The organism is Brevundimonas lutea (assembly GCF_003704105.1).
GTDB classification, from domain to species: Bacteria; Pseudomonadota; Alphaproteobacteria; order Caulobacterales; family Caulobacteraceae; genus Brevundimonas; species Brevundimonas lutea.
Genome location: NZ_QUOQ01000007.1, coordinates 129,701 through 146,492 on the forward strand (window position 1 = coordinate 129,701; position 16,792 = coordinate 146,492).

A 16,792-nucleotide genomic window follows, 5' to 3' on the forward strand; every position below is an offset into this window, starting at 1 on the left:
TGTAAGTGTCTGCGATTGGCCGCGGGCACGAACCAACGCGACCAGCTGGATGGTCCAGCTGGTCGACGGAAGTTTCCTCGATTTAGAGGTGTTTCGACCTACAGCTCGCGATTGGCCAAGGCGGCGACATATTGCGGCCTCGACGCCAGGTAGGAATCTCGCGACTCGCCTTTGAGGGAGGCGGCCGCCTCAATCCGAAACTGCTGCAGGCAGGTCACGCGCCGCACGCCGACATAACCGGATGAGCAGGCGCGTCGCGCCGCCCTCGACACTCTGGCGTCGAATTCGTCGGCGCCCGACGGCGTGGCGAAATCGATGCCGCGGATATCGATCGAATAGTCGCCTTTCGAAAGGGGCGACCCCGCAGCCGTGATCGAAAGCGCCGCTGCGACGACAAGTGAGAGCGACATGGCCCTAAGCCTCCAACAGAGATGCCCGGGACCACCCAGGGCATTCCTCTATTGGCATCATCCTGCATTGAACTAATGTCGGCAGTCTATTTAACTCGCATCCATCTCTATAATATTATCAGTAATGAAAACATGATAAGATAGTAATCGTTCTCCCATCATGATGGGGCAGGACCGCTCTCGGACCGCGGGGCGTCCGCCTGCGGTGCGGACGAGACGCCGAGACCGGCGCGCCGCGACCGTCTCTCGATGATCTTCAGGTGCGCGCCAGGGAACTCCTGTTTCAAGGGCTCGATGGCCTTGAGCAGGTCCGCCTGCTGCTCAGCCGCTTCTATGAAGTCCACCGCGTCTATGTCGACGGTGATGACGGCCCGGAGCGCCATGGGGCGACGGGCGCCGGCGTCTCTACGGTCACCCATCTCGAAGCCCCTGAGCGCTCTGGACGCGAGGGGCGCCCCCAAAGCTCGCGGGCAATACCGGCGTCGGCCCGCCGGCCGGCCCCGGCGTCGATGGCCCCGCCTGTCGAGGAGCCTCCGCCTGCGGCCTGAAAAACGCGCCATCCGCCTTGCGATCGACAGCGTTTCGCTCTTGCTCCTCAGGATCGTCTTCGGCCCCGACCAGATGCCCCACGTAGGCATAGCCGCGACCATATACCGTTCGAATGGGGTCGGCGGGGTCGACCGCCATCAGGCGTCGCCTGAGCCGGCACATGCAGACCCTCACGCTTTCGTCCGACATCCGCTCGAAACCCGGCGAGGCCAGGATGTCGGTCGGCGACACGACTGCCGCACGAGACTCGATCAGAAGCTGTAGCAAGGCGGCCTGCTGAAAGGGCAGGGGAACAGCAATCCCATGTCGGCTGGTCGCGAGACGCCGTGCGACGTCGACGGACCAGCCGGGCGGCGCTTCCGGCGGATCGTCCCGCCGCCCGTTGAGCTGGGTTCGCCGCACCAGAGCTCTGATACGTGCGGCGAGCACGGTCAGGGTCACCGGTCGAGCCAGGATGTCGTCAGCGCCGGCGTTGAGGGCATTGATCTGCGCTGACTCGTCGGCGCTGGTCGCCAGAACGACCACCAGGCTTCCATCCCGGGACGCCTGGGCGGATAAAACGGCGGCCTCTTCCAGGCGGCCGTCGAGGAGCAGCAGGCTGGGCCGGAGGGCGACCAGGGCCTGCGCCGCCGCTTCGGGATCCGAGACGTGTGTGGCCTGACAGCCCATGGCCGTCAGCATCCCCGTGACGCTCCAGAATTCCGCTTCCGACGGACCCACGAGAAGGGCTGTGACGGCCATCCCCTCGCGCCACGGGGCGAGGCGTGCAGGGTCGCGACAAGCCTCTGCCGATGCAGCAACCCTGCCATTCATGACTAAACGATACCCTTGTTGCTTTCACTACTCTGCGTATGGCTATGAAATATCTATTTAGGCGCAACGATCATGTCCATGCCCCTAGAATTAAGCCTCTGTCATTTTCAGAATTGCAAATCGGCTAAGTATAAGGCAGCGCCTGGCCGCTGCATTCATCTCCCAGTATCCACAACGAGCTGACGAGGTTGGGCAACGCTCAAGCCGGAGCGCGATGGCTCGAGAATGTCGCCGTAATGGGCTGTCACGTCGCGCCACGTCGGACTTCGCGCGCCCTGGCTTGTCGGCGTTCGGCCTCTCCTCAGCCCGTCATCAGCCGCTGATACCGGGTTTACGGTATGGCGCGGCCGACGGGACCGAGCGAGTATTCCCTCAAGTCTTCGGGCTCGTTTCAAAGGAAAATCCAGGTGCACATACGCGCCACCTTCACCATAGAGATCCTCGCAGAGGACTTGGGCGACGCCGCCGACCATCAGCGCCGACTGGAGGCGATCCTCGGCGATTTGCAGTCGCAATACCCCGACGTTGAGTTGACGCTGACGGAGCGCCGGCGCCAGCGCGGCCCGGTCGGAGCCATGCGCGGCGCGCCAAGGGACATCACCGGACGGGTGAACCGCTACGCCAATGGCCGACACTGACGCCGACGACGGCCACAAGCCGTTGCGCGAACGGAACACGATCCTCGAGGCGATCGAGCTCATGCGGGAGTCGGCGCTGGATACGGCGCCGACGATGATCGCATTCCTCTATCTCTGCGAGAATGAGGGGTTGTGCATCAGCGAACTCGCAGACCTCGCCGGGGTGAACATGGCGGCCGCCTCACGGGCCGGCGCCGTCCTGACGGGCCGCAGGGCGGCCGACGTCTCAGGCGCGCTCGCCAGGGTCGATCAGCTCGGGCGCGTGCGAGCGTTGGTGCTGAGCGATTTGGGACGTGAATTGAGAGACAGGATCGACGCCTGCATCGCAAAATCCGTCCCCATCGGATCGACGGGTGACCCCGACGACGCCTGATCTTCCCTGTCTTCGCCCCGCAGAGGCGTCAGGACGGTTCCGCGACCTTCGGCTATGGCCTTTCGGCAACGCGGTTGAGAGCCACCAACCCCGGCGGCCTTTTGCCGAACAGGTGAAGATTGGGCCCCTTCCAATCCGGTCCGCCCCGCTCGTGAAGCACGACATCGGCGGAAATGGCGTTGTGAAGAAGAACGGCGAGATAGAGACTGTCGGTCCAGTACCCCTGGACAACCCGCTCATCCGAAAACGTCGCGACCAGCGCCTGCTCGGCGTCAACGATGAGGGTAAGCACCTCGCTGTCCCAGACCTCGCGTATCTGCGAGGCGTTGGCCGGAATGAGGCTTCGTGCGCCTTCCACCTGGTCTTCGGAACGAAGCACCATCCCGACTGCGGCGACACCGTCCCGGCATGCGGCGGCCGTCAGATCGCCTCGAAGCGCATTCAGGGGAAAGGGAAAGAGTTCGAACAGCACCGTCGAGCGTGCCTGCGCCAGCATCCTCCGTGCCCGCTCCAGGACCTGTTCGGTTGAGCGGAGGTGGTAGATCTGGTCGGTCGAGCTGCCGGCGATCGACGTTTCAAGCGACGTCTCGGCTTGCTGACACTTTCTCTGAAAGTCCGCCTTCAGGGCGGCGATCAACTCGCCTGGAGGCACGGCGCGATACACCCGCGCCGGGGCGAGGCTCGACATGACCGCCCCCTTCGCCTCGAGGCCGGAAAGGGCGGCGTAGGTGACCGGCTGCCCCTTCCTGATCGCCTTGGCCAATCCATAACCCGTCTGATCCGGACGGCTGAGGAGTTCGCCATAGACAAGCGCTTCAGTCTCGGTGAAGCCGAGAGGGGCTAACAGGGGGGGCAGCTCTTCGAGCTTCATTGGCCCGCAATAGAAGCTTTGCCGATCATATGGCAACAATGTTGCCATACAGGTTACATTCCGGCCTCCGTCAGTCGATCGTCAGCTCGCCGCAACGGTAGGCGACCGCGATCGTGTGGGCGCTATTCTGGGTTCCGAGCTTGCGGCGGATATTCTTCAGGTGCTCCCCCACCGTGTGGGGCGAGATGCCCATCAGCGCGCCCATATCCCGCGTCGTCAGCCCCTGCGCCGTCCATCTGACCACGTCGCGTTCGCGGGGAGTGAGCGCGGGCCGATCTTCCTCGTTTAGGTCCGCGACAGCCAAGTCACCCTCCACTGAATCAATCCCGCGACGTCAGCACAATACTCCTTCCAAAAAGGAGGAGGGGAAAATCCGTTGCGATTACGAATGTTTAATTCCGGAGGTTAAATTCGGGCGATGTCGGCGTCGATATGTCCGATGACGTGATCAAGCCTCCCCCCTGTCATCCTAGTGCTGCTACTCAGGGTTCTGCGAAGCCACGGTTTCAGGGCGATGTCCGGCAACGCTAAAGTCGCAGCAGACCCCGCTGAAGCGCCCTCACCACCGAGTGAGCGCTGTTGGTTGTGCCAAGTTTGCGGCGGATGTGTTTGAGGTGCTCGCCCACGGTGTGTTCCGATATGAGGAGGATGGCGGCTACGTCGGCAACCGTCTTGCCTCTGGCGATCCAGCTCAACACGTCGCACTCGCGGGCGGTGAGCGGTCTTTTCTGGGCGCTGAACCAGCCGCCGTCCAAGGCCTGGTCAGCACGATAGGCCAGTAGCCTGATCGCTTGACGCAGACCCGGCGTATCTTCGACCTTGTCGCCCGCCAGGGACAGACCGCCCGATCCGCTTCTCGAGGGGAGCGGAATGCAGAGGCCTCGTCGCAGCTGAAACTCGGACGCCTCGCTCACGATCAGCGCCGCCGACCGCGTCGCGACGAGCGGCGGCGGAACTTCGTCCCAAGAGAAGGGCGACGCCGACGCGACGCAGTGTCTGGCGATCGGGTCATGCGCGAAGTGGCCCGCAGCCTCGTAGCGCTCGCTCCAGCCCTGTGGCCAACCATTGAGCAGGATCTGGGGTCCCCCACGGTCCCCGGCTCCGGGCAGTTTGGTCAAGACAAGCGCGCTGTAGCCGTACCGGCCGACCGTGGCGGCGACCTGGCCCATAACCGCTTCGGGGCCCGACGCGACGCCGATCTGCTCGATCGAACGCAGCGTGTCCTCTAACAGGCGATCAGGCGCGCTCACCATCTCGGCAGGGCGGTGGGACGAGCTATCGAGCCCTCTCCTGGGGGCGTCGAGCTCCGCTCCAAGCTGGCAATAAGCCGCTTACGCATCTTCGATCCAAACTCCTCAACTCAGAGCGTGGAGGGACCGCGGCCGCCCGCCTAGTGAATTCCCGGTAAGCCGAGCCAGGCCTGGCGCCGGCGCCGGCGCCGGAGAAGGTCGAGCACAGCGAAGTCGCCGGTTCGAGCTGAGCTGGACACGCCGCTTTTTTCTCGGACTTAATGGCCAGCGGCATTCCTGCATATCTCCGGTAAGGCCAAGTCTGACCCGCCGATGTCCAGTGCGGCTTCGCCAGCCAACGAGGCCGACCAGGTTACGCGGCTCGCGAGGGTTGCCCGCCCTCGCAAAACTGAGCCCAGTCGCGCATCATTTCGACCCGCTTTTCGAACAGGTCTCCTCGGCGATAGGCAGCCTCGACCTTGTTGCCGACGGTGTGCGCCAGCGCCATCTCGGCGACTTCGTTCAGGTAGGTGGTTCGCTCCGCCGCCCAGTCCCTGAAGGTCGAACGAAAGCCGTGGGGGACGGCATCGACGCCCATGCGACGCAGGACCGCCGAGATCGTCATGTCGGACAGGTTCCCGCCGAGCACCGCCCGGAACACCGGCTCTTCCGGACCTCCGGACGGGAGAGCGGCCAACAAACGGAGTGCAGCGTCCGACAGAGGGACGCGATGCTCGCGCCCGGCCTTCATCCTCGCCCCGTCGATGGTCCACAGCCGATTTGTCGTGTCGATCTCGCTCCAGGTCGCCCCGCGAACCTCGCCGGATCGCGCCGCGGTCAGGATCGCGAATTCCAACGCCCTGGCCCCGGCCCCCTCGCTCGACCGGAGCGCTTGCATGAAGCCCGGAAGATCGTCGACGGGAAGCGCCCTGTGATGAACGATACGGCGAACCTTGGAGGGCTTGGCCAGGAGCTTGTCGAGATGGCCGCGCCACCGAGCCGGGTTGGGTCCTGCACGAAACTCCCGGGCGGTCGCCCAGTCCAGGACCATCTCCAGGCGTCCGCGAAGCCTTTTGGCCGTCTCCGTCTTCGTCAGCCAGATGGGCTCCAGGACGCGCATGATGTGCGGCAGTTCGATCTCGGCCACATCCACTTCGCCAAGCACCGGATAGGCGTACTTTCTGAGGGTGGCCGTCCACTGATCGCGATGCTTACGGTTCTTCCAGCTCGCCTCGTGCGCTGCGATGTACGCCTTTGCCGCTGAACGGAACGTCATCATGGGCGGGGGAGCGGCTTTCAACGCCCGCCGCGCATCGCGACCCGCCTCGATCGGGTCGATGCCGCGACGAATGGCATCGCGCGCCTCTCGCGCGGCCTCTCTCGCTCTAGCGAGCGTGACGTCCGGGTAGCCGCCCAGACCCATCTCCCGTCTGCGGGTCCCGATCGTGGCGCGAAGAACCCAGGTTCTCCCGCCGGTAGGGAGAACCTGTAAGCCCAGACCGGCTACGCCGCCCACCATATGCAGTCCCGGCTGCGTGAGCCGGGAGACAGCGAGCGGGCCGAGTTCGAGGGCTTTGCGGGGCATGGCGGACGAGCGGAACTATAACTCGGTCGAAATACATCCACCATCCCACCCAACAAAAATTTTGCGCTTGGAAGGCACAAAGTGAACAACTGTGAACAGTCGATTCTGAGTAAGTCTCTGTCTAAACGCGACTTTTCAACAGGCTGAAAATGCCTGAAACGCGAAAAAACCGACTCTCTGTCCGCCACCGCTGTTGATTTCATTCAACATTTGGGCCGAGACAGTCAGTGATCAGCCTGGTGCGAGCCAGCGGCGCAGATAGTCGCCGTGAGCCGGCATGCCGTCCACGCGGCGCCGGACCGCCGCCCGAATACGGGCCAGGCTCAAGTTCAGTTCATCGGGGGACAGGCTGTCGGCTAGCGGGTGGCGACCCATCGGAACCAGACCCTGACCATAGAGCACCGGAAACCAGTTGCTCTCCCGGAACAGCTCGTGATTGGCCACCCCCACCTCGCCGCGCCGCCTGAACCGTTCCAGCCGCGCCTTCAGGCTGTCGGGCGGATCGATCGCCGCGCAGTGGCGCCAGAAGGGCGTGTCGTCGCGCGTTCCGACGACATAGTGGGCGATGATGAAGTCACGGATGCTTTCGTATTGCGCATCCATGAAGGCGTTGAAGCGCGCGGCGGCGTCCGGCTCGGCCGCGATCGTCGGGAAGTTGGCCAGCAATTGGGAAACACCGGCCTGGATCAAATGGATGCTGGTCGATTCCAGCGGTTCCAGGAAGCCTGACGCCAAACCCAGGGCGACACAGTTGCCGACCCAGCTCTTGCGACGGCGACCAGTGACGAATTTCAGCGCGCGCGGCTCGGCCTCGGCTGGCGCGTCGAGCCCTGCGAGAAGGGCTTCGGCGGCGCGGTCCTGGTCGAGAAAGGCGTCACAGAAGACATAGCCGTTGCCGGTCCGGTGCTGCAGCGGAATCCGCCAGCGCCAGCCGGCTTCCGATGCCGTCGAGCGTGTGTAGGGCACGGGATCGGCGACGCGCGCCGACGGCATGGCCACCGCGCGGTTGGCAGGCAGCCATTCGCTCCAGTCGTCGTAGCCGGCCCGGAACGCCTCCTCGATCAGCAGTCCGCGAAAGCCGGAACAGTCGACGAAGAAGTCGCCCTTCACCCGACGTCCATCCTCCAGCGACAAGCCGGCGATCAGGCCGCTTTCGGGATCGCGCGCGACCTCGACGATCCTCCCCTCGAGCCGCCGGACACAGCGCTGCTCGGAAAACCCTCTCAGATGCGCAGCATAGAGACCGGCGTCGAAATGGTACGCGTAGCTTATGCCCGGCTCGTCCGGTCGGGTCTGGGGCGCGTGCATGAAGCGGCCACGCCGCATGGCCTCGGCTTCGGCGACATAGAGCAGATTGTCCGGGTCGCCGCCGCTCTCCAGCGCACGAAGCCAGTAGTGGGCGAAGTCGATGCCGTTCATTTCGGCGCCGAACAGGCCGAAAGGGTGCAGATAGGTGTGGCCCAGCCGGCCCCAGTCGACGAATTCGATGCCGAGTTTGAATGTCCCCTGGGTGGCGCGCAGAAATTCGCGCTCATCCAGCCCCAGCAGGCGGTTGAACAGCTGAATCGGCGGGATGGTCGCCTCGCCTACCCCGACCGTACCGATGGCGTCGGATTCGATCACTGTCAGGGAATAGGCCTGGGTTCCGGCGATCCGGGCGAGGGCCGCGGCGGCCATCCAGCCGGCCGTGCCGCCGCCGACGATGACGATGTCGCGCACCGGCGTGTCGGGGCGCGTCATCGGCGCATGGCCTCCTCGGCGGTGGGCAGGTCGCGGACCTGTTCGGCGATGCGCTTCAGCAAGCCGCGAAAGCGCGCCATCTGCTCCTCGGGCGAGACCTTGTCGATCAACGGGTCATGGCCGCGGGGAACCAGGCCGTGACCGATCAGGATCTGGGTCCAGTTCTGCTCCTGGAAGGTCTCATCATCATAGGTCGGAAGCAGACCCCGTGCGGCGAAGGCCTCGAGCTTCCACGACAGGCGCTCGGGCGTCGGCGCCGAACGGGCGCGGTCCCAGAACGGCTCGTCAAACCGCTGATTCAGTCGGTAGTGGGCCAGCTGGAAGTCGCGGACGCCCTCGACATGGCGGCGCAAAGCGCTGTTGTGCGCCTTCGCCTCGGGCATCGCCTCGGTCGAGACCGGGAACCAGGCGATCAGCTGTGACAGGCCAATGTGGGCCAGATGCAGCGGCGCGCCGTCCAGAGGCTCCAGCCGCGCGGCGGCGGCGCCCAGGGCGACGCAGTTCCCGGTCCAGGCGGGCCGCATGCCCGGCTCGAAAGCCTCCACCGAGGCGTCGACGCCGAGCGCCCGCGCGGTCAGCACCGGCAGGGCCTCCAGCACCGCCGAGTCATCCATTAGGCGGGAATCGTAGCAGGCCACGACAGCGGTCCGGTCGGCCAGCGGGTACTGCCCGACCCAGCCAGCCCGGAAGGCGGCGATCTGGCTGAAGCCCGGAAGCGGATCAAGACGACCAGCCGAAGCCGCCATAACCCGATCAACGCCGAACAGGTCCCGCCAGGACTCGAACGCCGCACCCGGCTGACCGGCGGCCAGCACGGCTTCGGCGCACGAGGCGTCGAGATAGAGGTCGGCCTCAAGTCGCTCGCCGCTGTCGTCGATAACGGCGCGGATGTGGTCGCCGTCGCGCTCGACCGACGCGACCCTGCCCTTGCGAGCGGTGACGCCGGCCTGGATCGCGACCCGGCGCAACAGGGCGGCGTAGCGCCGGGCGTCGAGGTTGCGGCCCCAGCCGATGGGCGCCTCGACCGTCCGGCCCTCAGCATCGACCGCCGATCGCCCCTGGCGCGCCGCCGCCGAGGCAAGGTGGAAATCCTCGAAGGCGACCGGGAGGCCCTCGGCGCGCGCCCTGGTCCAGAACTGGTGGAAATCGATATCCTCGATCCCGACCCGCTGGGCGTCGTAACCATGGACGAAGGCCGGTCTGGTCCGGCCCCAGTTGGCGTAGCGCTGACCCAGGACGGGGGCGCCCGACGCGGCCGCCATCACCGCCGCCTCGTCCAACCCCAGCAAGGCGTGCAGGCCGCCCAGAGACGGCAGACCGATATAAACATCCGCCGGCGTCAGCAGGCTGGGCAGCTCGAGCACTGAGACCGTCACGCCCAGGCGCCCGACCGCCCGATGAAGCGCCAGCGCGGCCAGCCAGGCGTCGGCGTCCCGCCCGACAATCAAGACGGTGCGAACCGGCGGGCTCATGCCTGGGCCCTCAGCGGTTCGGCGCCGCCGCAATAGTCGGCCACCACCTCGGCGTGGCTGGGCATGCGCTCGACGCGATCCGAGACCTGATCGCGCCACCAGCGCATCTCCTCCAGGGCGTCTTCCAGAGAAACTGCGTCCGCCAACGGATGGTAGCCGGAGGGTGACAGCCCCTGCCCCACCAGCACGCTCAGCCAGCTCGGCGGCGAGAACAGCCCGTCCTTATACTGCGGGATGTGCCCGCGATGGGCGAACAGCGCCAGTGTTTCGGCCAAGCTGTCGGGAATCTCCATCTCGCGGCAGTGCCGCCAGATCTCTGCGTCATCGCGACGGTTCAGGTGATAGTGCAGGATCAGGAAGTCGCGCACCCGGTCGTATTCGTTATCGACCCGCCGGTTGAACTCGCGGGCCAGGGCCGGGTCGATCGCCCTGTCGGGAAACAGCTGGATCAGCGCCTGCACCGCCACCTGGGTCAGATAGATGCTGGTCGATTCCAGCGGCTCCAGAAAGCCGGACGCCAGGCCGATGGCGATACAGTTCCGGGTCCAGGACGCGGTGCGCCGACCCGAGCGGAAGCGGATCGGCTTGGGATCGGCCAGGGGCTTGCCGTCCAGATTGCCCATCAGCCGCGTCGCCGCCTCATCGTCCGAGATGAAGGCGCTGGAATAGACATAGCCGTTGCCGGTGCGGTGCTGCAGCGGAATACGCCACTGCCAGCCGGCCTCGAGCGCGGTGGAGCGGGTGTAGGGGGTGAAGTCCTCAGACCGCTCGGTCGGCACGGCCAGGGCCCGGTCGCAGGGCAGCCAGCGTGTCCAGTCCTCGAACGGCGAGTTCAGGGTCTGGCCGATCAGCATCCCGCGAAAGCCGGAGCAGTCGATGAACAGGTCGCCCTCGACCGTCTCGCCCGATTCAAGCCTCAGCTCGGTGATGTCGCCGGTCTGGGGATTGAGACCAACGTCCCTGACCTTGCCCTCGATCCGCCTCAGGCCGCGCCCTTCGGCCACTTCGCGCAGGTATCGGGCGTAGAGCCCGGCGTCGAAGTGGTAGGCGAAATTATAGGTCGAATTGACCGCCTGGTGGTCTTCGGCCGGGAAGTCGAAGCGGTTTCGGCGGGCGGCGGCGATGGCGTAGGAATACTCGCCGATGTCGCTGTCATGGCCCGCCAGCCGCGCCCGGGTCCATTGGTGATGAAAGGCGACCCCGCCGATCGGCTTGCCGTGCGCGCCGAATGGGTGGTGATAGTCGGAGCCCAGAAAACCCCAGTCCCTGAACTCGATGCCCAGTTTGAAGGTGGCGTTGGTCCGTCGCATCATCTCGGATTCGAGGATGCCGACCATGGCGTTGAAGTCGCGCATCTGAGGCAGGGTGGCCTCACCCACCCCCACCGTGCCGATGTCGTCGGATTCGATGAGTTGTACGGCGCATTGATGCGGCTTGAGCACGCTGACCAAGGCGACGGCCGTCATCCAGCCGGCCGTGCCGCCGCCCAGGATGACCACGCGCAAGGGTCGCTGCATCACGTCTCCCGTCAAACGAAACAGGGCGCATCGTCGCCTTGACGATGCGCCCTGTGATCGTCGGTCCGCCGATCAGTAGCGGAAGCGCAGGCCCAGGATAACCCGCCGGTCGTTGCGCAGCCAGGCGTTGGGTGTCAGCACCCCGCCCTCTTCGGCGTTCGAGACCTGCTGGAACAGCTTGGTTTCGCTGTCGAGCAGGTTGGACCCCTGCAGGCTGAGCTCGAGGTTGTCGTTGACCTGATAGCGGATCGAGCCGTCGAGGAAGCCGATCTCCTCCTGCCAGATCGGCAGATAGACGCAGCAGTCCACGGCCGTGACCAGGTATTCCGAACGCCAGTTGTAAGCCAGGCGCGCCGCCCAGGGACCGCGTTCGTACATGCCGACCAGGTTGAACTGGTGATCCGACAGGCCCTCGAGGCGGTCGACCGTCAGCACCGTGCCGGCGCTGCCCGGTTGGGCCGTGTCACCGCTGGCGCCGCCGGAGGCGACCTTGAGGTTCGTGTTCGTGACGCCCTGGTTCTCGAGATAGGTGTAGTTAGCCTGCATCCCCAAGCCGGCCCACGCCCCCGGCAGGAAGTCGAAGAAGCGCTGGAAGGCGACCTCGAAGCCCTGAACCTTGGCGCCGTCGCCATTCATCGGGCCGCGTACCTGAACCGTGCGGGTCACCCCGTCGTTGGTGACATCCAGATCATAGGCGCCTTGTTGGATGTAATCGTTGAACTTCTTGTAGAAGAAGGTCAGCGTCACAGAGCCCACGTCCGCGAAGTAATACTCCAGCGCCGCGTCGATCTGATCGGCGGTGACCGGCTTCAGATAGGGATTGTAGGCGTTGGCGGTGTAGGTCGGATTGACCCCGTTGATCTGGCCGTCGGGCCCGCGCGTGTAGCGTGGATCGGTCGGGTCCTGGCCAGGCAGGGACCGGGAGATTTCGACATAGTTCTTCAGCAGCCCGATGTCCGGCCGGCTCATCGCCCGCGACAGGGCGAAGCGCAGCGCCCACTCGTCGTTCAGATCGAACTTGATGTTGAAGCTGGGGAGCCAGATGTCGCTGGAGGATTCGGCCGTGCTGCGCGATCCGCCGCCGGAATTGAAGGCGATCTCGTCGTCCGAGAGATAGCAGCCGATCGTTTGCGGGACGCCGGGGGCGGGCTGGCCGGGGATCACCTCGACATCGTCGCACTCCAGGGTCTCGGGCGGGAAGACGACCGGGTATGACAGCGAGCCGGTGCTCTCGTTCTCGGTCCGCACGTAGCGGAGGCCGATATTGCCCGACACACGGGCGCCGCCGATGAAGGCGTCGGGGCCGCCGAACTTGAGCATCGCATAGGCCGCCTGGGTGGTCTCCGAGACGTCGTTCAACTCGTTGGCCCGGAAACACCCATCGACCTCACCCGGACGGGTGCAGATCGGCCGCCACTGATCCTGGCCCACGCCGATGTTGTCGAAGCTGAGCAGGTCCGCTCCGCCTTCCGCCAGACGATCGATGTTGAAGAAGACGAACTCGCCCTGCTGGCCGAAGAAGTCGTTGCCGAACTGGCGGGTCTCGTACAGGCCGCGCGGATAGCCGGTGAAGGCGCCGTTCGGCTCGTGCCGGTCGATGTTCCAATAGGCGGCCTGGCCGCTGCCGAGGTTCCAGTTGTTGGCGATATTGCCCCAGTTGAAGCCGCTGTAGCGGACCGTCTGCTCGCGATCGGCAAAGCGCACGCCGACCCGCAGCGAGTCCAGCCAGGTGGTGTTGATGTCATATTCCGCATCGGCGCGCACGGCGAACTGCTCGCCCTCGCTGTCCTCGATGTGGTCCATCACGTGATTGTAGCGGTAGTTGTTCGGGTTCGAGAGCCCGCCCGCCGACTGGTTGATGTTGGTCGGCGCGCCCAGGGTCATTACCGGGCGGTCGCCGGTGTTATCCAGGGTCAGGTTGGCGAAGGTGTATTGGCCGACTTCGACATCATAGTTCTCGACGGTCGAGTCGATCCACTGCAGGTCGAAGCTGGTGCGCAGCCGGTCGCTGACGGCCCAGCGCAGGTTGATCGCCGCGTCTTGGGTCATGTTTTCGGTGCGGTTGAACCGGGTGACCGCGTTCAGGTCTCCGCCCCGCACGGGGTTCACGCATTCCGGCTGCCAGTTGTAGCAGGGGCTGAGCATGGCCCGGCCCTGGTCGTTGACGGCGATCGCCGCCGACTCGCCCTCATTGGCGCCCCACCAGAAGGTGTCGGTCTGCTGAACCAGAAGGGTGCCGCTCTGGAAATTGCCGTCAGAGCCGAACACGAAGGGCGAGCCCCCCGTGCCGGGCGACGGAATCCACACCGAGCGCGGACCGCCGGGCGTGTAGGCGAAGTCCACCGGCTGGGCGAACATGTCGGCGTTGTAGCTGATGACGCCGTGCTCGCGCCATTCGTTGGAGAAGTCCGAGCGATTGTACTGGCCGGTCAGCAGCAGCTTGCCGTCGGGGCTCTCCCACTGGCCGGCGAAGGCGTAGCCGTTGCGCTCGCGGGTATACTCGGTTTCGCGCAGGCCGACGCTGGACGGGATGTACTGGGTTCCCGGCCCAAACACGTTTTCGAAGATGCCCATCCGGCCATACTGGATGATCTCGGACTGGGTGGTGATGTCGGAATAGGCGAGGTTGGCCAGGAAGCCGAACTCGCCCATGTCGGTGACCCATCGGTCGGAATAGATCGCTGACACCTCGGGCGTATATTCGTCCGACAGGTTGCCATAGTTGACCGTGCCGGAAATCTGCATCAGCCGGCCCTGGTCGAAGGGCACGCGGGTGCGCAGGTTGATCGTCCCGGCGATGCCGCCCTCGATCAGTTCGGCGGTCTGGTTCTTGTAGGTATCGACGCCCGCCATCAGTTCCGGCGAGATGTCGCCCCAGCTGAGGCCACGGCCCGAGTTGGCGCTGAAGGTGTCGCGGCCGTTGTATTCGGAGCGCACCTGCATCAGGCCGCGAACCAGCACGCCCGACGGCTCGGCCGAGAAGTGCGAGGTGTCATCCGAGGCGGCGAAGCGGTTCACAGTCACGCCGGGGACGCGCTGCAGGGCCTCGGCCACGGACTTGTCCGGGAAGGCGCCGATGTCGGTGGCGGTGATGGTGTCGACGATGGTGTCGGCGTTGCGGCGAATGTTCTGCGAGGTCTGCAGCGCCCGGCGCGTGCCGGTGACGATGATCTCCTCCAGCTCGGTCGCAGCCTCGTCCTCATCGGCGGGAGGCTCAGTCTCCTGAGCCAAAGCCGGAGCGGCGGACACGGCCAATGCGGCCAGCGCCAGCAAGGACGCGCCATGACGAAGGGCGCGACGGCCCCGCAGCGAGTTATTCATTCCGATTCGCCTCCCGAGCGATGTCTTGATCCCGGGTCGTTTCGCGCCCGGCGTTCACACAGTGAGATATCTGATCCGGCGATCACCCCGGCCGCCCCTCGGCCCAGGCTCTCCCGATTTCGCCGCCTCCCCTCGAGGCCGGCCGCGCGCCCCCGCACGCTGCTGCGTCATTCTGTCGTTTCCAGCTTTAGACAACGTTGGCATGACTCGCCAAGTAGCAATGTGTAACAACGTTGACATGACCGCTGTGACTGAACCGGGCGAACGGGTTGGGGGTCGCCCCATTCCTGAACGTCGCGACGTTGATCGCGATCTCTTCGAGCGCGAGATCCTGACGGCGGGGCGCCCCGTGGTGATGCGCGGACTGGTGGCGGACTGGCCGGTGGTTAAGGCGGGCCGGAGCGGCGACGATCTGCGGCGCTATCTGGTCGAACGCGACACCGGCGCTCCGGTCGGAGCCCTGACGGCGCCGGCCAGCGCTCAGGGGCGGTTTCACTACAACGCCGATCTGACGGGCTTCAATTTTCGTCGCGTGCAATTACGGCTCGCCGACGCCCTGACCACGATCCTCCAGTACGGATCGGAGGCTCAGGCACCGTCGCTGGCGGTGCAGTCGGTGTCGACCCGCGGCCAGCTGTCAGGCTTCGATCGCGAAAATCCGATGCCGCTATTGGACCCCGCCATTGAGCCGCGCATCTGGGTCGGCACGCGCGGCGTGGTCGCGACGCACCACGATCCGTCAGAGAACATCGCCTGCTGCGTGGCGGGGCGTCGGCGTTTCACCCTGTTCCCGCCCGATCAGGCCCGTAACCTTTATCTCGGCCCCTTCGAACTGACCCCGGCCGGCGCCCAGATCAGCCTGGCGGACCTGACCGATCCCGACCTGGATCGCTTTCCCCGGCTGGCGGAGGCGCTGGACGCCGCCTGGACCACCGAGCTCGAGCCCGGCGACGCTCTCTACATTCCGTATCTCTGGTGGCACCATGTCGAGGCCACCGAGGCGGTGAACATGCTGGTGAACTACTGGTGGGACGCCCAGCCTGCCGAGCGAGGACGGCCGCAGGACGCCCTGACGCTGGCGATGCTGGCCATCCGCGACCTGCCGCCGACCCATCGCGCGGCCTGGCGGGCCATGTTCGACCACTATGTGTTCGATGACGCGGCCGTCGACGCCGCACATGTGCCGCCGCACGCCCAAGGCATGTTAGGACCGCTTGATCCCCGCACCGCCCGCCAAATCCGCGCCGCCCTGGCGCGCACCCTCAGCCGCTGAATTCAGGAACCACGCGATGCGCCGACTTCTCTTCGCTCTCGCCGCCCTGCTGTCTCTCGCGACGCCCGCCGTCGCCGAGACGCCGGTGGAAAGACACGGCCAGCTGCGCGTCGAAGGAAACCGCATCGTGGACCAGCACGGAGAGCCCGTGACGCTGCGCGGCATGTCGCTGTTCTGGAGTCAGTGGATGCCGCAGTACTATACGCCCGAGACCATCCGTTGGCTGAGGGACGACTGGCGGGTCACCCTGGTTCGCGCCGCCGTCGCCGTTCCCGAGGGCGGATATCTCGAGCACCCGGAGCGCGAGACCGCCAAGGCCGAAGCGGTAATCGACGCGGCCATCGACGCGGGCCTCTATGTCATCGTCGACTGGCATGCCCATGAGCCAGAGCCCGAGGCGGCGATCCGGTTCTTCAGCCATATCGCCTCGAAATACGGTGACCATCCCAACATCATCTATGAGACCTGGAACGAGCCGCTGCGCGAACATGGCTGGGGCGAGGTGGTGAAACCCTATCATATGGCCGTGGTCCCCGCGATCCGCGCGCTGGATCCCGAGGGTCTGATCGTGGCCGGAACCCCGACCTGGTCCCAGGACGTCGACATCGCCGCGGCCGACCCGCTGCCCTTCGCCAGTATCGCCTACACCCTGCACTTCTACGCCGGCAGCCATCGTCAGCAGCTTCGCGACAAGGCTCAGGCGGCGCTCGATCAGGGCGCGGCCCTGTTCGTGACGGAATGGGGAACCAGCGAAGCCACCGGCGATGGCCCGATCGACGAAGCCGAGGTGCGCCGCTGGTGGGATTTCATGGAAGACAACCACATCAGCCAGGCCAACTGGTCAATCGCCGACAAGGTCGAGACGACCGCGGCTCTGCAACCGGGGGCATCAGGCGAGGGCGGCTGGACGGACGATCAATTGACGGAGTCCGGACGGCTGGTCCGCGACCGCCTGCGGACCATGAATCCCGAGACTTCGGCGGCGGAGCGCTAGACGCGGA

At 65.6% G+C, this 16,792-nt stretch carries 15 protein-coding genes; 4 read left to right on the forward strand and 11 right to left on the reverse strand.

The window, feature by feature from the left end:
* Positions 1–98: 98 nt before the first annotated feature.
* The 3 genes from EES48_RS13065 to EES48_RS13075 all read right to left on the reverse strand — a co-directional run bounded on the left by EES48_RS13065 (position 99) and on the right by EES48_RS13075 (position 1,700).
* Positions 99–410, reverse strand: coding sequence for a UrcA family protein (locus tag EES48_RS13065; protein WP_122467963.1), 312 nt, complete (start codon positions 408–410; stop codon positions 99–101).
* 158 nt (positions 411–568) lie between these two features.
* Positions 569–829, reverse strand: a complete 261-nt coding sequence (locus EES48_RS13070) for a hypothetical protein (protein ID WP_162998167.1) — start codon at positions 827–829, stop codon at positions 569–571.
* Positions 822–1,700: a response regulator transcription factor gene (locus EES48_RS13075; protein ID WP_162998168.1), complete on the reverse strand. Its 879-nt coding sequence runs from the start codon at positions 1,698–1,700 to the stop codon at positions 822–824. The genes EES48_RS13070 and EES48_RS13075 overlap by 8 nt, the downstream gene beginning before the upstream one ends.
* Before the next feature lie 479 nt (positions 1,701–2,179).
* Between EES48_RS13075 and EES48_RS13080 the strand changes: the two genes are divergently transcribed.
* The gene (locus EES48_RS13080; RefSeq protein WP_162998169.1) at positions 2,180–2,410 is read left to right on the forward strand and encodes a hypothetical protein; all 231 of its coding nucleotides are present in this window, start codon (positions 2,180–2,182) and stop codon (positions 2,408–2,410) included.
* Complete coding sequence (locus EES48_RS13085) at positions 2,397–2,783, forward strand: hypothetical protein (RefSeq protein WP_122467974.1); 387 nt, start codon at positions 2,397–2,399, stop codon at positions 2,781–2,783. The genes EES48_RS13080 and EES48_RS13085 overlap by 14 nt, the downstream gene beginning before the upstream one ends.
* Before the next feature lie 52 nt (positions 2,784–2,835).
* Here the strand turns inward: EES48_RS13085 and EES48_RS13090 are convergent, their stop codons facing one another.
* The 8 genes from EES48_RS13090 to EES48_RS13125 form a co-directional block, all read right to left on the reverse strand.
* A complete protein-coding gene (locus tag EES48_RS13090; protein ID WP_162998170.1) occupies positions 2,836–3,654 on the reverse strand; it encodes a TrmB family transcriptional regulator in 819 nt (272 codons plus the stop codon).
* Positions 3,655–3,724: 70 nt separating this feature from the next.
* Entirely contained in the window at positions 3,725–3,958 is a 234-nt protein-coding gene (locus tag EES48_RS13095; protein WP_162998171.1) for a response regulator transcription factor, read from the reverse strand.
* A gap of 223 nt (positions 3,959–4,181) precedes the next feature.
* Positions 4,182–4,907, reverse strand: coding sequence for a helix-turn-helix transcriptional regulator (locus EES48_RS13100; protein ID WP_122467985.1), 726 nt, complete (start codon positions 4,905–4,907; stop codon positions 4,182–4,184).
* A gap of 349 nt (positions 4,908–5,256) precedes the next feature.
* Positions 5,257–6,468, reverse strand: a complete 1,212-nt coding sequence (locus EES48_RS13105; protein ID WP_122467988.1) for a tyrosine-type recombinase/integrase — start codon at positions 6,466–6,468, stop codon at positions 5,257–5,259.
* A gap of 231 nt (positions 6,469–6,699) precedes the next feature.
* The gene (locus tag EES48_RS13110; RefSeq protein ID WP_122467992.1) at positions 6,700–8,208 is read right to left on the reverse strand and encodes a tryptophan halogenase family protein; all 1,509 of its coding nucleotides are present in this window, start codon (positions 8,206–8,208) and stop codon (positions 6,700–6,702) included.
* Complete coding sequence (locus tag EES48_RS13115) at positions 8,205–9,680, reverse strand: tryptophan 7-halogenase (protein ID WP_122467995.1); 1,476 nt, start codon at positions 9,678–9,680, stop codon at positions 8,205–8,207. Before EES48_RS13115 ends, EES48_RS13110 begins: the two co-directional genes overlap by 4 nt.
* Positions 9,677–11,197 (reverse strand): tryptophan halogenase family protein, encoded by a 1,521-nt coding sequence (locus EES48_RS13120; protein WP_122467998.1) that lies wholly within the window; start codon positions 11,195–11,197, stop codon positions 9,677–9,679. Before EES48_RS13120 ends, EES48_RS13115 begins: the two co-directional genes overlap by 4 nt.
* 72 nt (positions 11,198–11,269) lie before the next feature.
* On the reverse strand, positions 11,270–14,518 hold the full coding sequence (locus EES48_RS13125; protein WP_122468001.1) for a TonB-dependent receptor: 3,249 nt from the start codon (positions 14,516–14,518) through the stop codon (positions 11,270–11,272).
* A 238-nt stretch (positions 14,519–14,756) separates the two neighbouring features.
* Here EES48_RS13125 and EES48_RS13130 point away from each other — a divergent pair, with 238 nt between their 5' ends.
* Both EES48_RS13130 and EES48_RS13135 read left to right on the forward strand, forming a co-directional pair.
* Positions 14,757–15,791, forward strand: coding sequence for a cupin-like domain-containing protein (locus EES48_RS13130; protein WP_240623362.1), 1,035 nt, complete (start codon positions 14,757–14,759; stop codon positions 15,789–15,791).
* A gap of 16 nt (positions 15,792–15,807) precedes the next feature.
* Entirely contained in the window at positions 15,808–16,785 is a 978-nt protein-coding gene (locus EES48_RS13135) for a glycoside hydrolase family 5 protein (RefSeq protein ID WP_122468006.1), read from the forward strand.
* The last annotated feature ends 7 nt before the right edge of the window (positions 16,786–16,792 follow it).

Coding starts and splice junctions, on each gene's coding strand:
- EES48_RS13065 (WP_122467963.1), bottom strand. CDS start 410: ATGTCGCTCTCACTTGTCGTCGCAGCGGCGCTTTCGATCACGGCTGCG.
- EES48_RS13110 (WP_122467992.1), bottom strand. CDS start 8,208: ATGACGCGCCCCGACACGCCGGTGCGCGACATCGTCATCGTCGGCGGC.
- EES48_RS13125 (WP_122468001.1), bottom strand. CDS start 14,518: ATGAATAACTCGCTGCGGGGCCGTCGCGCCCTTCGTCATGGCGCGTCC.
- EES48_RS13070 (WP_162998167.1), bottom strand. CDS start 829: ATGGGTGACCGTAGAGACGCCGGCGCCCGTCGCCCCATGGCGCTCCGG.
- EES48_RS13135 (WP_122468006.1), top strand. CDS start 15,808: ATGCGCCGACTTCTCTTCGCTCTCGCCGCCCTGCTGTCTCTCGCGACG.
- EES48_RS13075 (WP_162998168.1), bottom strand. CDS start 1,700: ATGGCCGTCACAGCCCTTCTCGTGGGTCCGTCGGAAGCGGAATTCTGG.
- EES48_RS13130 (WP_240623362.1), top strand. CDS start 14,757: ATGACCGCTGTGACTGAACCGGGCGAACGGGTTGGGGGTCGCCCCATT.
- EES48_RS13100 (WP_122467985.1), bottom strand. CDS start 4,907: ATGGTGAGCGCGCCTGATCGCCTGTTAGAGGACACGCTGCGTTCGATC.
- EES48_RS13120 (WP_122467998.1), bottom strand. CDS start 11,197: ATGCAGCGACCCTTGCGCGTGGTCATCCTGGGCGGCGGCACGGCCGGC.
- EES48_RS13115 (WP_122467995.1), bottom strand. CDS start 9,680: ATGAGCCCGCCGGTTCGCACCGTCTTGATTGTCGGGCGGGACGCCGAC.
- EES48_RS13085 (WP_122467974.1), top strand. CDS start 2,397: ATGGCCGACACTGACGCCGACGACGGCCACAAGCCGTTGCGCGAACGG.
- EES48_RS13090 (WP_162998170.1), bottom strand. CDS start 3,654: ATGAAGCTCGAAGAGCTGCCCCCCCTGTTAGCCCCTCTCGGCTTCACC.
- EES48_RS13105 (WP_122467988.1), bottom strand. CDS start 6,468: ATGCCCCGCAAAGCCCTCGAACTCGGCCCGCTCGCTGTCTCCCGGCTC.